At 67.6% G+C, this 15,449-nt stretch carries 13 protein-coding genes; 8 read left to right on the forward strand and 5 right to left on the reverse strand.

Translation table 11 applies throughout. From position 1 onward, the window contains the following. Nucleotides 1-67 precede the first annotated feature (67 nt). Complete coding sequence (locus BCO18175_RS19990) at nucleotides 68-814, forward strand: glucose 1-dehydrogenase (protein ID WP_174972542.1); 747 nt, start codon at nucleotides 68-70, stop codon at nucleotides 812-814. A gap of 52 nt (nucleotides 815-866) precedes the next feature. Here the strand turns inward: BCO18175_RS19990 and BCO18175_RS19995 are convergent, their stop codons facing one another. The 5 genes from BCO18175_RS19995 to BCO18175_RS20015 form a co-directional block, all read right to left on the reverse strand. Then, complete coding sequence (locus BCO18175_RS19995; protein WP_174983403.1) at nucleotides 867-1,361, reverse strand: heme-degrading domain-containing protein; 495 nt, start codon at nucleotides 1,359-1,361, stop codon at nucleotides 867-869. A gap of 82 nt (nucleotides 1,362-1,443) precedes the next feature. Continuing rightward, on the reverse strand, nucleotides 1,444-2,259 hold the full coding sequence (gene iolB / locus BCO18175_RS20000; protein ID WP_174983405.1) for a 5-deoxy-glucuronate isomerase: 816 nt from the start codon (nucleotides 2,257-2,259) through the stop codon (nucleotides 1,444-1,446). A 44-nt stretch (nucleotides 2,260-2,303) separates the two neighbouring features. Continuing rightward, a complete protein-coding gene (gene iolE, locus BCO18175_RS20005; protein WP_174983407.1) occupies nucleotides 2,304-3,233 on the reverse strand; it encodes a myo-inosose-2 dehydratase in 930 nt (309 codons plus the stop codon). A 61-nt stretch (nucleotides 3,234-3,294) separates the two neighbouring features. Further along, a complete protein-coding gene (gene iolD / locus BCO18175_RS20010; protein ID WP_174983409.1) occupies nucleotides 3,295-5,178 on the reverse strand; it encodes a 3D-(3,5/4)-trihydroxycyclohexane-1,2-dione acylhydrolase (decyclizing) in 1,884 nt (627 codons plus the stop codon). A gap of 40 nt (nucleotides 5,179-5,218) precedes the next feature. Further along, a complete protein-coding gene (locus BCO18175_RS20015) occupies nucleotides 5,219-7,177 on the reverse strand; it encodes a bifunctional 5-dehydro-2-deoxygluconokinase/5-dehydro-2-deoxyphosphogluconate aldolase (RefSeq protein ID WP_174912813.1) in 1,959 nt (652 codons plus the stop codon). A 307-nt stretch (nucleotides 7,178-7,484) separates the two neighbouring features. Between BCO18175_RS20015 and BCO18175_RS20020 the strand changes: the two genes are divergently transcribed. From BCO18175_RS20020 to BCO18175_RS20050, 7 genes are all read left to right on the forward strand, one after another. Then, the gene (locus tag BCO18175_RS20020; RefSeq protein ID WP_174972579.1) at nucleotides 7,485-8,411 is read left to right on the forward strand and encodes a sugar ABC transporter substrate-binding protein; all 927 of its coding nucleotides are present in this window, start codon (nucleotides 7,485-7,487) and stop codon (nucleotides 8,409-8,411) included. Nucleotides 8,412-8,479: 68 nt separating this feature from the next. Continuing rightward, nucleotides 8,480-10,063: a sugar ABC transporter ATP-binding protein gene (locus tag BCO18175_RS20025; protein WP_174912805.1), complete on the forward strand. Its 1,584-nt coding sequence runs from the start codon at nucleotides 8,480-8,482 to the stop codon at nucleotides 10,061-10,063. A 26-nt stretch (nucleotides 10,064-10,089) separates the two neighbouring features. Further along, on the forward strand, nucleotides 10,090-11,115 hold the full coding sequence (locus tag BCO18175_RS20030) for an ABC transporter permease (protein WP_174912802.1): 1,026 nt from the start codon (nucleotides 10,090-10,092) through the stop codon (nucleotides 11,113-11,115). Nucleotides 11,116-11,191: 76 nt separating this feature from the next. After that, a complete protein-coding gene (locus tag BCO18175_RS20035; RefSeq protein WP_166894555.1) occupies nucleotides 11,192-12,103 on the forward strand; it encodes a sugar phosphate isomerase/epimerase family protein in 912 nt (303 codons plus the stop codon). 59 nt (nucleotides 12,104-12,162) lie between these two features. Beyond that, nucleotides 12,163-13,176, forward strand: coding sequence for a Gfo/Idh/MocA family oxidoreductase (locus tag BCO18175_RS20040; protein WP_174983410.1), 1,014 nt, complete (start codon nucleotides 12,163-12,165; stop codon nucleotides 13,174-13,176). A 32-nt stretch (nucleotides 13,177-13,208) separates the two neighbouring features. Continuing rightward, nucleotides 13,209-14,135, forward strand: a complete 927-nt coding sequence (locus BCO18175_RS20045) for a TIM barrel protein (RefSeq protein WP_174983412.1) — start codon at nucleotides 13,209-13,211, stop codon at nucleotides 14,133-14,135. Nucleotides 14,136-14,183: 48 nt separating this feature from the next. Further along, nucleotides 14,184-15,356 carry a Gfo/Idh/MocA family protein gene (locus BCO18175_RS20050; RefSeq protein ID WP_174983414.1) on the forward strand — a complete coding sequence of 391 codons (1,173 nt, stop codon included), beginning with the start codon at nucleotides 14,184-14,186 and terminating at the stop codon, nucleotides 15,354-15,356. The last annotated feature ends 93 nt before the right edge of the window (nucleotides 15,357-15,449 follow it).

Consider the following 15,449-nt stretch of genomic DNA (forward strand, 5'->3'; position numbering starts at 1 on the left):
CACATCGACGTAACAACGCGGCAGCCGGCACCATCCATCGAGAGTCTTCTGACTGAGGAATGAGATCATGAGCAAGCTGGCAAACAAGGTAGCGATCGTCACGGGCGGATCGAAGGGCATCGGCGCGGCGATCGCGAAGGCACTGGCCGCGGAAGGCGCGTCGGTCGTCGTCAACTACGCGAGCAGCAAGGCGGGCGCCGATGCGGTCGTCAGCGCGATCGTCGAAGCCGGCGGCCGCGCGGTCGCGGTGGGCGGCGACGTGTCGAAGGCAGCCGACGCGCAGCGCATCGTCGATACGGCGATCGAGTCGTACGGCCGTCTCGATGTGCTCGTCAACAATTCCGGCGTGTACGAATTCGGGGCCATCGAAGCGATCACCGAAGAGCACTATCGCCGGCAGTTCGACACGAACGTGTTCGGCGTGCTGCTGACCACGCAAGCCGCGGTCAAGCATCTCGGCGAAGGCGCGAGCATCATCAACATCAGCTCGGTGGTGACCAGCATCACGCCGCCCGCGAGCGCCGTGTACAGCGGCACCAAGGGTGCGGTCGACGCGATCACCGGCGTGCTCGCGCTCGAACTCGGCCCGCGCAAGATTCGCGTGAACGCGATCAACCCGGGGATGATCGTGACCGAGGGCACGCACAGCGCGGGCATCATCGGTTCCGATCTCGACAAGCAGGTGCGCAGCGAGACGCCGCTCGGCCGCCTCGGCGAGCCGGACGACATCGCGTCGGTTGCGGTGTTCCTCGCATCGGACGATGCACGCTGGATGACCGGCGAGCATCTCGTCGTGAGCGGCGGGTTGAACTGATCGTGCAGGGCGGTGCATCGGCGCGCCCGCGCCGGTCGCGCCGCCCGTATCGTTACGCGTGCATTGCGAGCGCGTAACGGCCGACGTGCCACTGCAGGCTCTCGACGACGAGCGCGTGATTGTGGGCGGAGTCGAGCCCCGCGATCGTCATCGCGCCGACGATGCCCGCCCCGGCGATCCGCAACGGCACGCCACCGCCGTCGAGCGCATAGTCGTCATCCGACAGCCCCTGCGACTGCAGCGACCAGCCGGCGCGGCGAAAGCGCTCGCCGACCGCGAGCGAACTGAGGCCGAAGCGCAATACCGTGTTCTGCCGCCGGCGGATCGCGTCGCTGTCGCCTGCGTCGCTGCCGTCGAGTGCGCAGTAGAACAGCGGTGTCTGCTCGCCGACGATGCTCACCGCGATCGGCAGCCCGCGGCGCGAGGCAAGGTTGACAGCGATTTCACCCAGCCGGCGAGCGACGGCCGCATCGAAGCGCGGCAGTGCCGGATTCGACGCGTCGTCGTCGAAGGGATGGGGTTCGAGGCGAAAGAGGGTCGTCACCATGGCGGCTCCGTGGCGTCGCCGGCTCTGGGTGCGCGTGCCGGGCGTCGCATCGTCACGGGCCGCGCGCGGGCCCGTCTTTCCATCAGCGCTTCGGCGCGTCGAGCATCCACTCGTGCGCGGGATCGTTCTTGAACGCCCACGCGCGGCTCGGCCCGGCCATCACGTTCAGGTAGTACAGGTTGTAGCCGTGCGGCGCGACGACCGGATGGTAGCCGCGCGGCACCATCACGACGTCGTGGTCCTCGACCGCGCATGCTTCGTCGAGGCTGCGGTCGTCCGTGTACACGCGCTGGAACGCGAAACCCTGCGGCGGATCGATCCGGTGGTAATAGGTTTCCTCGAGCGACGTTTCTTCAGGCGCCGCGTCGCGGTCGTGCTTGTGCGGCGGATAGCTGCTCGAATGGCTGGCCGGCGTGACGACCTCGACCACGAGCAGCCGGTCGGCCGCCGGGTTGTCGCCCATCAGGATGTCGCACACGTAGCGCGTATTGGTGCCTTGCCCGCGTACCGAGCGGCGCATCCGTTCGCCGTCGAGGCGTTGCACGGGCTTGTCGCCGCTCGCGTACGGCGCGGTGCACAGCGCGATTTCCGCATCGCGCGTCGCGACCAGCGTGACCGTCTTGTCGCCCGGCACGTATAGCGCGTCCGGCGACACGTCCTCGAAGACGCTGTCGCGCTTGCCGAGCGCATCGTAGGTTGTGCCGTCGATGTCCGCGCGCACCGTGCCCGTGAGCACGACGACGCACAGCTCGCGCGCGCCGGTGTCGAGCGTTTCGGTGTCGCCGGCCTTCAGGCGCAGCGCACGGAAACCGACGTGCTTCCAGCCGGCCGACTCGGGCGTGACGTTGCAGATTTCGCGGTCGGCAGAGGCTTTGACCAGCAGGGGAGAAATCGTCATGGGGTGGGGCTCCGCAACAGGGTAGGGCTCATGCGTTCACGCGCTTACGCGCTCAACCGGTCGACGATCGCGCGCAGCGATTCGTAGCCTTTCTTCGCATACGCATAGCTCGGCGCGACGGCCGGATCCTGCTCGGCCTCGACGACGAGCCAGCCTTCGTAGCCGGCGTCCTTCAGCGTGTGCAGTGTCGCCTCGTAGTCGAGCGCGCCGTCGCCCGGCACCGTGAAGGTGCCGTTGATCACGCCGTTCAGGAAGCTCCAGCCGTCGTTGCGCGCCTGCGTGACGACCTGCGGCCGCACGTCCTTGCAATGCACGTGGGCCACGCGCGACACATGCTTCTTCAGCAGTGTCACCGGGTTGGCCGCGCCACCGAAATACGCGTGGCCGGTATCGAACAGCAGGAAGACTTTCGCCGGGTCGGTCAGCGCCATCAGCCGGTCGACGTCGTCGGGCGACTCGACGTACGCGCCCATGTGATGATGGTAGGCGAGCTTGATGCCGTACGTGTCGAGCAGGTGCGCGCCGAACGCGTCGAGGCGTGCCGCGTAGCGCCGCCAGGCGTCGTCGTCGACGAAGCGCGGCCGCTTCGCGACCGGCGTGTCGATGTTGCCCTGGATCGTGCCCGCGCATTCACCGTAGACCACCACCTTCACGTCGTTGTACTGCAGCTTCGTCATGTGCGCGCGGCAGCGCTCGACTTCCGAGGCGACCGCCTCGGCGTCGCTCATGCCCGGCTCGACCTCGGCGAGGAAACCCGAATACCAGCCCGACACGCACACGAGCCCGAACTCGGCGAGCTTCGCCTTCAGCTCGGGGCCCGTCTTCGGAAACTTGTTGCCGAGCTCGAAGCCCGCGTAGCCGATCTCGGCGCCTTCCTTCAATGCCGTTTCGAGCGGCGTCTCGCCGCCGAGCGACGGCAGGTCGTCGTTCATCCACGACAGGGGATTGATACCGATGCGGACGTTCCAGCTCATGGCGTGCTTCCTTGGTTCGAATGTGTTTTTCGCGGGGAGGGTTCGTGGGCAGTGCGCGCCATCAGCGCCGCTGCCGGGTCTTCGCATCGAGATACGCGCGGTGCGCTGCGTCGACGCCGGTGCGTTCGGACACCTGCGGCACCGCGACTTCCCACCATGCGCCGCCGTCGTCGGTCGTGCGCCGGTGCGTGGTATCGATCACGAGCACCTGGCTCTTCTTCGCGGCGCGGGCGCGCTTCATCTCGCTGCGCAGCTCGCCGATGTCGCGCACGTGCACGGCTTCGGCACCCATCGCGCGCGCATGCATCGCGAAATCGATCGTCGAGCGCTCGCCGCCTTCCGGCACGCAGTCGTCGAGCATGTTGTTGAAGCTCGCGCCGCCGCAGTTCAGTTGCAGCCGCTCGATGCAGCCGTAGCCGCGGTTGTCGAGGATCACGACGATGATCTTGCGACCGAGCATCACCGACGTCGCGAGTTCCGCGTTGAGCATCATGTACGAGCCGTCGCCGACGATCACGATCACTTCGCGCTCGGGCCGCGCGAGCTTCGCGCCGAGGCCGCCCGCGACCTCGTAGCCCATGCACGAATACGCATAGTCCATGTGGTAGTTGCCCGGCACGCCGCTGCGCCACAGCTTGTGCAACTCGGCCGGCAGCGTGCCGGCCGCGCACACGACGAGGTCGTCGCGCGCGCTGTCGAGTCCCGCGTCGGTTGCGGAATCGCGCACCGCGCCGATCACTTCCGCGTCGTACGGGAGCGTGTCTTTCGGCACGCGCGTCGTGAGTTCGGTCACGCGTGCACTCCAAGCGGCGGCCTGGTCGCGGCTGCCTGCGGTCCAGGCCGGATCGGCATGCCAGCCGGCCAGCGCGGCCGACAGCTGGCCGAGGCCCGTGCGCGCATCGGCCACCAGTTGATGGCCGCGTTTCTTGCCCGCGTCGAACGGCTGCACGTTCAGGCTCAATAGCGTGGCATTGCCATAGAGCGCGTGCGAGCCGGTCGTGAAGTCCTGCAGCCGCGTGCCGACCGCGAACACCACGTCGGCCTGCGCGGCCGCGTGGTTCGCGGCGGGCGAGCCCGTCACGCCGATCGACCCGAGATTCAGCGGATGGTCCCACGCGAGGCTGCCCTTGCCGGCCTGCGATTCGGCGACCGGCACGCCATGCGTATCGGCGAACGCGCGCAGCGCGTCCCACGCCTGGCTGTACAGCACGCCGCCGCCCGCGACGATCAGCGGCTTCTTCGCGGCCTTCAGCACGTCGAGCGCATCGGCGAGCTCGAGCGCGTCGGCCGGCGGCCGGCGCATCCGGATCACCGGCGGCGCGAAGAAATCCTCGGGCCAGTCGTACGCGAAGGTCTGCACGTCCTGCGGCAGCGCGAGGCACACCGGGCCGCACTGCGCGGGATCGGTCATCACCTGGATCGCGCGCGGCAGCGCGACGAGCAGCTGCTCGGGCGACGTGATCCGGTCGAAGTAGCGCGTCACCGGCCGGAAGCAGTCGTTCGCGCTGACGTCGCCTTGCTCGAAATCCTCGACCTGCTGCAGCACGGGGTCGGGCAGGCGCGACACGAACACATCGCCGGGCAACAGCAGCAGCGGCAGCCGGCCGACGTGCGCGAGCGCGGCCGACGTCAGCATGTTGGTCGCGCCGGGGCCGATGCTCGACGTCGCGGCCATCATCCGCTGGCGGAAATTCGCTTTCGCGAACGCGACGGCCGCATTGGCCATCCCTTGCTCGTTGTGGGCGCGGAAGGTCGGCAGCCGGTCCTTTTCCGCGTGCAGCGCCTCGCCGAGCCCGGCCACGTTGCCGTGACCGAAGATCGCGAACACGCCGCCGCAGTACGGCAGGATCTCGGTGCGGCCGTCGGGCTGGACGACTTCGGCGCGCAGGGCGGCCAGGTAGCGCACGAGCGCCTGGCTGACGGTCAGTCTTACGGTAGAGGTCATGTCGGTCGATGAAGAGGAATGGGTCATCGCGGGCGTCGCGTCAGGCCGCGGCGGCGCGGGCGGCCGCGGCACGTCGGCCGAGCCACGCGTCGACCAGCTGCGCGAAGTTGCCGGCGACTTCGTCGATCAGCGCCTGGTCGTCGATCCGGCCGGCGAACCAGTTCAGCGATGCATCGGCCCACAGCGTGCGCCCGACCATGAAGCCCTTGACGATCGGGTTGGTCGCCGAGCGGAAGCTGTCGACGAGGTATTGCAGCGGCTGGTTCAGCCCGAGGATCACCGCGCCACGGCAGTGCGGGTCGCGCTCGGCGATCAGCGCGGCGAGCCGCGCCCAGCCGTCGGCGCTCAGCGGCGTGAGCTTCCACCATTCGGGCATCACGCCGAGGTTGTAGAAGCGCGCGATCGTGCGCAGCACCGCATCGTCCTCGGTGCCGGCCGGCGTGACCGCGCGCGGCGGAATCATTTCCAGCAGCAGCTCGTTGCCGCTGGCGCGCGTGGCTTCCCACAGTTCCAGCACGCGCTGCTCCTGTTCGACGCGCAGGTCGACCTGGTCGTCGGGGTGATAGTGAACGAGGCACTTCACGACCTGTTCGGTCGGCCAGTGCGTGAGCGACGAGCCCACCGAGCGCGTTTCGTCGAAACGCAGCGGCCGCGAGCCCGGCAGCTCGACCGGGCGGCCGACCCACCAGCCGCGTCCGGTGGCCGACGCAAGCGCGTCGCTGCCGTAGCCGCCACCGTCGATCAGCACGCCGACGTGGCCTTCGAGATGGCGATCGCGCTCGACCTGTTCGACCGCGCGCACGAGCAGGCGCTTCAGCGTCTTGATCCGCGCTTCGTCCGCGCCTGCCTGCACCGCGAGTTCGTAGAACTGGCTGCGATGGTCGAACGCCATCACGCACAGCTCGTTCCATTCGCGGCGCGGCACCGTCACGCGATGCAGGTGCGCGAGCGTGCGGTCGGCGTCGACCACCGGATTGCGGCTGCCGTCGAACCAGTGCGCGAGTTCGGCCGGCGTCGGCATCGCGGCCGAGCACGCGTGACGCGACACGACGATCGCGCCGCACGCGTTCGCGATGCGCGTCGACTCGGCCCAGTCGCGGCCGCGCAGCAGCCCCGACAGCAGGCCCGACAGGAACGCGTCGCCCGCGCCGAGCACGTTGAGCACCTCGACGCGTTCGCCGAGGTAGGTCGGTGCATCGTCGATGCGGGCGGGAATGTCGCCTTCGATCACGCAGCAGCCGAGCGCGCCGCGCTTGACGACCAGCGTCGCATTCGTGATCTTGCGCACCGCCTGCAACGAACCGATCACGTCGTGCGGCACGCCGCCCGCGATCAGGAATTCCTCCTCGGTGCCGACCAGCAGGTCGAATTCGCCGAGCACCTGCTGCAGTTGCCGCGTCACCTGCGCGTCCGGCACGTAGCGGTTTTCGCCCGCGCCGCGCGCGGTCAGTCCCCACAGCACGGGCCGGTAGTCGATGTCGAGGATCCGCACGACGCCATGGCGGCGTGCATAACCGAGCGCGGTCAGCGACGCCTCGCGCGTGCCCGGCGTCGACAGGTGCGTGCCGGTGATCGCCAGCGCGCGGCAGCCCGCGATGAAGTCTTCGCTGATCTCGTCGGCGCGCACGGCCATGTCCGCACAGTTCTCGCGCACGAACAGCAGCGGGAACGTGTCGCGATCCTTCAGCCCGAGCAGCACCAGCGCGGTGAGGCGCTCGCGGTCGGTCTGCAGCTGGCTCGTGTCGCAGCCTTCGCGCTCGAGCGTTTCACGCAGGAAGCGGCCCATCTGCTCGTCGCCGACGCGCGAGATCATCGCGGTCTTCAGCCCGAGCCGGGCCACGCCGAACGCGACGTTGCCGGACGAGCCGCCGAGATACATCTGGAAGCTGCGCGCGTCCTCCAGGCGGCTGCCGTACTGCTGCGCATAGAGATCCACGGCCACGCGGCCGAGGCAGGCGAGATCGATGGGGCGGTCACTCGGAAAGTTCAGCAGGCTCATATCACGTGTCACGCTCGCGGCCGGCGTTCGGCGATGCCGGCAGATTAGGGGACCGATCCATCGGTGGCGATCCGCAACGTGTGCTGCACGACGCGGGACTGCCTGCCGCAAGGAATCGGGCTACGGAACGGAGTCTAGACTTTTTGGAAATCCAGTTCCCTAGGTGAAATCACGTAGAAATAAATTTCCAAATTTTCGAGGAAGTGATCTACAGTTTCATCCGGATGCTTCAGTCCGTATCGGACTCGGCCCGGCGGCGCGCAACGCGCCGTCTTCCGCCCCCCGGAGATGAGGAGACAGATTGATCATGAAGACCAAGCTGATGGCCGTCGCGGCCGCCGCGATCCTGGCTGCGCCGCTCGCGCATGCCGAGAAGATCGGCGTGACGATGGCGTCGTTCGACGACACGTTCCTGACCATCCTGCGCAACAGCATCGCCGATTCGGCGAAGAAGGACGGCGCGACGGTACAGATCGAGGACGGCGGCAACGATGTCGGCAAGCAGTTGAGCCAGGTCCAGAACATGATCGCGCAGAAGGTCGACGCGATCATCGTGAACGCGGTCGATACCGACGCGACGCCGAAGATCACCAAGATGGTGACGGCGGCCAAGATTCCGCTTGTTTACGTGAACCGCAAGCCGGTCGATTTCGACAAGCTGCCAACCGGCGTCGCGGTCGTCGCGTCCGACGAAAAGCAGTCGGGCACGCTGCAGGCGCGCCAGGTGTGCAAGCTGCTCGGCGGCAAGGGCGACCTGCTCGTGCTGATGGGCGAGCTGTCCAACGAATCGGCGCGCGCCCGCACCAAGGACATCGAGGACGTGATCGCGACGAAGGATTGCGCGGGCATGAAGATCGTCGACAAGCGCGAAGGCAAGTGGAGCCGCACGCAGGGCCAGGACATCACGATGAACTGGCTGAGCTCCGGTACGAAGTTCGACGCGATCGTGTCGAACAACGACGAGATGGCGATCGGCGCGATCAACGCGCTGAAGGCGGCGCGCAAGCTGACGCCGAAGACGATCGTCGCCGGCATCGACGCGACGCCTGACGGCCTCGCATCGATGAAGAGCGGCGAGCTGAAGGTGTCGGTGTACCAGAACGCGGCCGGGCAGGGGCAGCAGGCCGTCGCGGCCGCACTCAAGCTCGCGAAGAAACAGCCCGTCGACCGCTACGTGAACGTGCCGTTCGAGCTCGTGACGCCCGAGAACATGAACCAGTACGCGAAGCATTGACCGGTGATCCGTTGAACTGCGCGGGCCCGGCATGGCCGGGCTCGCGCGCGACTTGTCGAGGAACGTCCATGTTTACAGCCAGAGTCGCGCGCCCGATGGCCGGCGGCGATGCGCCGGCCGCTTCGTCCGGCTCGACCGGCTCGTCGGCCCCGCCGGCTTCTTCCGCGGCCGACTGCGTGCTCGAGGTGCGCGGCGTCGGCAAGTCCTTTCCCGGCGTCGTTGCGCTCGACGGCGTGCAGTTCCGCGTGCGTCGCGGCACCGTCCATGCACTGATGGGCGAGAACGGCGCGGGCAAGTCGACGCTGATGAAGATCATCGCCGGCGTCTACACGCCCGACCAGGGCGAGATCCTGATCAATGGCGAGCCCGTCGTGCTGAACGGCCCGCTCGATGCGCTCGACCGCGGCATCGCGATGATCCACCAGGAACTCAACCTGATGCCGTACATGACGGTCGCGGAGAACATCTGGATCCGCCGCGAACCGAAGAACCGTTTCGGCCTGATCGATCACGCGGCGCTGCGCCGCCAGACGGCCGAGCTGTTCGAGCGGCTGTCGATCGACATCGATCCGGAAACCGACGTGCGCACGCTGACGGTCGCGAGCCGCCAGATGGTCGAGATCGCGAAGGCCGTGTCGTTCGACTCCGACGTGCTGATCATGGACGAGCCGACCTCGGCGCTGACCGACAAGGAAGTCACGCACCTGTTCCGGATCATTCGCCAGTTGCGCGAGCAGGGCAAGGGCATCGTCTACATCACGCACAAGATGAACGAGCTGTTCGAGATCGCCGACGAGTTCTCGGTGTTCCGCGACGGCAAGTACATCGGCACGCATGCATCGAGCGACGTCACGCGCGACGACATCATCCGCATGATGGTCGGGCGCGAGATCACGCAGATGTTCCCGAAGGAAGAGGTGCCGATCGGCGACGTCGTGCTGTCGGTGAAGAACCTCGGCGTCGACGGCGTGTTCCGCGACGTGAGTTTCGAACTGCGCGCGGGCGAGATCCTCGGCGTGGCCGGCCTCGTCGGCTCGGGGCGTTCGAACGTTGCCGAGGCGCTGTTCGGCGTCGTGCCGGCCACGTCGGGCGAGATCCGGATCGACGGCAAGCCGGTGCGCATCACGACGCCCGCGCAGGCGATGAAGTACGGGATGGCCTTCCTCACCGAGGACCGCAAGGACACCGGCTGCTTCCTGAATCTCGACCTGCTGGCGAACATGGAAGCCGCGGTGCTCAGCAACCGCTATGTGAAGTTCAATTTCGTGCGGCAGGCGCAGCTGAAGCGCGACTGCGAGGAAATGAGCCGGATGCTGCGCGTGAAGTCGCCCGGGCTGCACGAGGAGATCCAGAACCTGTCGGGCGGCAACCAGCAGAAGGTGCTGATCGGCCGCTGGCTGCTCACGCAGCCGCGCATCCTGATCCTCGACGAACCGACGCGCGGCATCGACGTCGGCGCGAAGGCCGAGATTCACCGGCTCGTCAGCGCGCTCGCCGGCAAGGGCGTCGCGGTGCTGATGATCTCGTCGGAAATGCCGGAAGTGCTGGGAATGAGCGATCGCGTGATGGTGATGCACGAAGGGCGCATGACCGGCATCGTCGATCGCAAGGACGCCGACCAGGTCCGCATCATGGATCTCGCGTCGCGCTGAGCCGAAACAAGATTGGAGACAAGGAAATGGGCAACATGAACCCGGTCGCGGATGCGCAGACCATGACCCTCAAGACGCGGCACACGAAGTGGCCGCCCGAGCTGAGCATCTTCCTCGTGCTCGTCGGCATCAGCCTGTTCTTCGAGATCGTCGGCTGGATCGTCGTCGGCCAGAGCTTCCTGTTCAACACCGAGCGGCTCGAGATCATCGTGCTGCAGATGGCCGTGATCGGCATCATCGCGGTCGGTGTGAACCTCGTGATCATCACCAGCGGGATCGACCTGTCGTCAGGCTCGGTCGTGGCCGCCGCGGCGGTCGTCTCGGCCAGTCTCGCGCAGGTGTCCGACTTCCCGCGCGCGGTGTTTCCGCACCTGACCGACCTGCCGATCATCTGGCCCGTGCTGGCCGGCGTGTGCGTCGGGCTGCTGGTCGGCCTGCTGAACGGCTCGCTGATCGCGATGACGGGCATTCCGCCGTTCATCGCGACGCTCGGCACGATGGTGGCCGCGCGCGGCTTCGCGAAGTGGTTCACGAACGGGATGCCGGTGTCGATGCTGACCGACCCGTTCGCGGCCATCGGCGCGGGCGCCAATCCGGTGATCATCTTTCTCGTGATCGCCGCGATCTTCCACGTCGTGCTGCGCTACACGCGCTTCGGCAAGTACACGTATGCGATCGGCGCGAACCGTCATGCGGCCGTCGTGTCGGGCATCAACGTCACGCGCCACCTGATCTTCGTCTACGCGATCGCGGGCCTCCTGAGCGGGATCGCCGGCACCGTGACGGCCGCGCGGGCGATCTCGGGCCAGTCGGGCATGGGCGTGATGTACGAGCTCGATGCGATCGCGGCGGTCGTGATCGGCGGCACGTCGCTGTCGGGTGGCCTCGGCCGCGTGACGGGCACCGTGATCGGCGTGCTGATCCTCGGCGTGATGACGTCGGGCTTCACGTTCATCCGCATCGACGCGTATTACCAGGAGATGGTCAAGGGCGCGATCATCGTCGCGGCGGTGATCGCCGACCAGTACCGCAACAAGAAGAAGCGCCGCTGACCCAAGAAGCATCGCCGGACGAGGGCGGCACGTGCCGCCGCCTTCGACCGGAACCCGCCACCGTCGAGGACATTCGATGAAGATCGCGCTGGACCCCTACATGATTCGCCACCTGCCGCTCGACCGCCTGCCGCACGCGGTGGCCGAGCTCGGCTACGACCAGATCGAGCTGTCGCCGCGCAGCGACTTTCTCGACTGGTGGGTGATGCCCCGCGCGACGCGCGAGCGGATGGCCGCGTTCCGTCAGGCCATGCGCGCGAGCGGCGTCGGCCTCGCGTCGCTGCAGCCGATGTACCGCTGGGCGAGCCCGTTCGAGGACGAGCGGCAATGGGCGGTGCGTTGCTGGAAGAAGGCGATCGAGGTGGCGGTCGAGATGGAGTGCGCGCTGATGGTGTCGGAGTTCGGGCGCGGCGCGTCGCCCGAGCGCTCGGTTGGCGAACGGCCGGGCGCGAACCCGAAGGAGCTATGCGAAGCCGCGTGGTTCCGGTCGATGGACGAGCTGCTGCCGATCCTCGAGCGCGAACGCATCGTGCTGTCGGTCGAGCCGCATCCGGAGGACTGGATCGAGCAGCTGCAGCCCGCGATCGACATCGTCACGAATATCGGCTCGCCGTCGCTGAAGCTGTCGTACATCGCGCCGCACACGTTCTACTACGGCGACGACATGGCCGCGATGATCGCGCAGGCCGCGCCGATCCTCGCACACGTGCGCGTGGCCGACACCTTCGACCACCGCAAGAGCAGCCAGCTGCGCTACATCGTGAACCCGCCGGGTTCGAACCAGATCCGCGTGCACCAGCATCTCGACATCGGGCAGGGCGAGATCGACTGGGACGTGTTCTTTCGCGCGCTCGGCGCGGCAGGCTTCGACGGCGTGATGTCGTCGTGCGTGTTTGCGTGGGAGGACCGTGCGGAAGCGTCGTCGCGCTACATGCGCGACACGATCCAACGCTACGTCGATCGTCATTTCGATCGCACGGCGCGCTGACGGATGGCTGACCGGTGCGGCGCGTGCCGCACCGCCAATGAACGACTGGAGACTCTTAGATGACCTTGCAAATCGGCGTGATCGGCTGCGGTGCGATCGGCCAGGACCATATTCGCAGACTGACCCGCACGCTGTCCGGCGCGCGTGTCGTGGCCGTCAACGACATCGATCCGCAGCAGGCGCGCGACGCGGTGACGAAGTACGGGCTCGACGCCGAGATCTACGGCGACGGCCACGAGGTGGTCGCGGCCGCCGACGTGCAGGCCGTGCTCGTCACGTCGTGGGGGCCGACGCACGAAGCCTTCGTGCTCGATGCGATCGCGCACGGCAAGCCCGTGTTCTGCGAGAAGCCGCTCGCGGTCACGGCCGAAGGCTGCATGCGGATCGTCGAGGCCGAAGTCGCGCACGGCAAGCGGCTCGTGCAGGTCGGCTTCATGCGTCCGTACGATGAAGGCTATCGCGCGCTGAAGCGTGTGATCGACAGCGGCGAGATCGGCGCGCCGCTGATGCTGCATTGCGCGCACCGCAACCAGTCGGTCGGCGAGCGCTACACGACCGACATGGCGATCACCGACACGCTGATCCACGAGCTCGACGTGCTGCGCTGGCTGCTCGGCGAGGACTACGTGAGCACCCAGGTCGTCTATCCGAAGAAGACGCGCCATGCGTCCTCGCATCTCGCCGATCCGCAGATCGTGCTGCTGGAAACCGCGAGCGGCGTGCGCATCGACGTCGAGATCTTCGTGAACTGCCAGTACGGCTATGACATCCAGTGCGAGGTGGTGGGCGAGCAGGGCATCGCGAAGCTGCCCGATCCGCCGGCCGTGGGGCTCAAGCATGCGGCGCGGCAGTCGGTCGAGATCATGACCGACTGGAAGGAGCGCTTCATCGCGTCGTACGACGTCGAGCTGCAGGCGTTCATCGACGGCGTGCGCGCGAACGCGCTCACCGGGCCGTCCGCATGGGACGGCTACGCGGCGGCGGTCGCGGCCGACGCCTGCGTGCGTGCGCAAAAGAGCGGGGCGGTCGAGCCGATCGCGATGGCCGAACGCCCTGCGTTCTATCGCGGCTGAACCGCAACCGCTTATCTGCCGGACTGACCGACATGACGATGAAGATGGGTTGCGCACCGTGCTGCTGGGGTGTCGACGACGTGAAGAACCCGCACCTGCCGCCGTGGCGGCAGGTGCTCGCCGAGGCGGCCGAGGCCGGCTACTCGGGCATCGAGCTCGGGCCGTACGGCTACATCCCGCTCGAGCTCGACGTGGTGAGCGCGGAGCTCGAGCGGCAGCGCCTGAGCATCACCGCCGGCACGATCTTCGACGATCTCGTAGCGCCGGAGAACCTGCCGAACCTGCTGCGCCAGACGCGCGACATCTGCGCGCTGGTCACGCGGCTGCCTAAGCTGCCGACGCAGGACGGCCAGCGTCATGCGGCGCCGTACCTCGTCGTGATGGACTGGGGCCACGAGGAACGCGACTACGCGGCGGGCCATGGCGATCGCGCGCCGCGGCTGTCGGACGAAAGCTGGTCGACGATGGTCGAGCATATCCGGCAGATCGCGACGATCGCGCGCGACGAGTTCGGCGTGCGCACGGTGATCCATCCGCATGCGGGCGGCTACATCGAGTTCGCGGACGAGATCGACCGGATCGTCGCCGATATTCCGGCCGACACGGCCGGCCTCTGTCTCGACACGGGCCACCTGTACTACTCGGGCATGGATCCGGAAGTGTGGTTGCGCCGCCACGCGGCGCGCCTCGACTACGTGCATTTCAAGGACATCGACGCGGCCGTGTACGACGCGGTGATGGGCGAGCACATCGCGTTCTTCGCCGCGTGCGCGCGCGGCGTGATGTGCCCGATCGGCACCGGCGTGCTCGACTACCGGGCGATCCGGCACGCGCTCGACGACATCGGCTACGCGGGCTACATCACGATCGAGCAGGAGCGCGACCCGCGCAACGCCGGCACGAGCCTGCGCGACGTCGCCGCGAGCCGCGCGTTTCTCGCGTCGGCCGGCTTCGCATGATCCACCGCGCCACGCACACCCTGAACACGGACCAGGAACACCACCATCATGATTGACGGACAGATTCTGCTTGGACATTCGATTCGCTGGGGCATGGTCGGCGGCGGGCTCGGCAGCCAGATCGGCTACAGCCACCGGTCGGCCGCGCTGCGCGACGGCAGCTTCCAGCTGGTCGCCGGCGCGTTCGACATCGATCCCGAACGCGGTCGCCAGTTCGGCGTGAAGCTCGGCGTTGCAGCGGAACGCTGCTATCCCGACTACACGACGATGTTCGATGCCGAGGCCCGCCGTCCGGACGGCATTCGCGCGGTGTCGATCGCGACGCCGAACAACACGCACTTCGAGATCTGCCGCGCCGCGCTGAACGCGGGGCTGCACGTGGTCTGCGAGAAGCCGCTGTGCTTCACGACCGACGAGGCCGAGACGCTGCAGCGGCTGTCGGTCGAGAAGAACCTGATCGTCGGCGTCGCGTACGGCTATTCCGGACACCAGATGATCGAACAGGCGCGCGAAATGATCGCGCGCGGCGATCTCGGCGAGATCCGCATCGTGCAGATGCAGTTTGCACACGGGTTCCACAGCGAGGGCGTCGAGGCCGCGAGCGCGGCCGCGCGCTGGCGCGTCGACCCGAAGTTCGCGGGCCCGAGCTATGTGCTCGGCGACATCGGCACGCATCCGCTGTACATCTCCGAAGTGATGGCGCCCGAGCTGAAGATCCGTCGGCTGATGTGTTCGCGGCAGAGCTTCGTGAAGAGCCGCGCGCCGCTGGAAGACAACGCGTTCACGATCATGGAATACGACACGGGCGCGGTCGGCTACGTGTGGTCGAGCGCGGTGAACGCGGGCTCGATGCACAGTCAGAAGGTGCGCGTGATCGGCTCGAAGGCGAGCGTCGAGTGGTGGGACGAGCACCCGAACCAGTTGCGCTACGAAGTGCAGGGGCAGCCGGCGCAGGTGCTCGATCGCGGGATGGGTTATCTGCATCCGCACGCATTGCGCGAAGATCGCATCGGCGCCGGGCATCCGGAAGGGCTGTTCGAGGCCTGGTCGAATCTCTATGCGCGCTTCGCGCTCGCAATGGATGCGGCCGATCGCGGCGACGCCGAGGCATTGAAGAACATCCGCTATCCGGATGTCCATGCGGGCGTGGAAGGCGTGCGCTGGGTCGAGAACTGCGTGCGCTCCGCCGATGCGGGCGGCGTGTGGGTCGACTATCGTTGAACCGGCGGCACGGGCCGGCCGGGGCGCAGGGCGGGCGGTTTAGCGCCGCTTCCCGCCGATGGCCGGCTTGGTAGACGCCCTAATCTTTACGAC

It is taken from the genome of Burkholderia lata (genome assembly GCF_902499335.1).
Classification (GTDB): Bacteria; Pseudomonadota; Gammaproteobacteria; order Burkholderiales; family Burkholderiaceae; genus Burkholderia; species Burkholderia lata_B.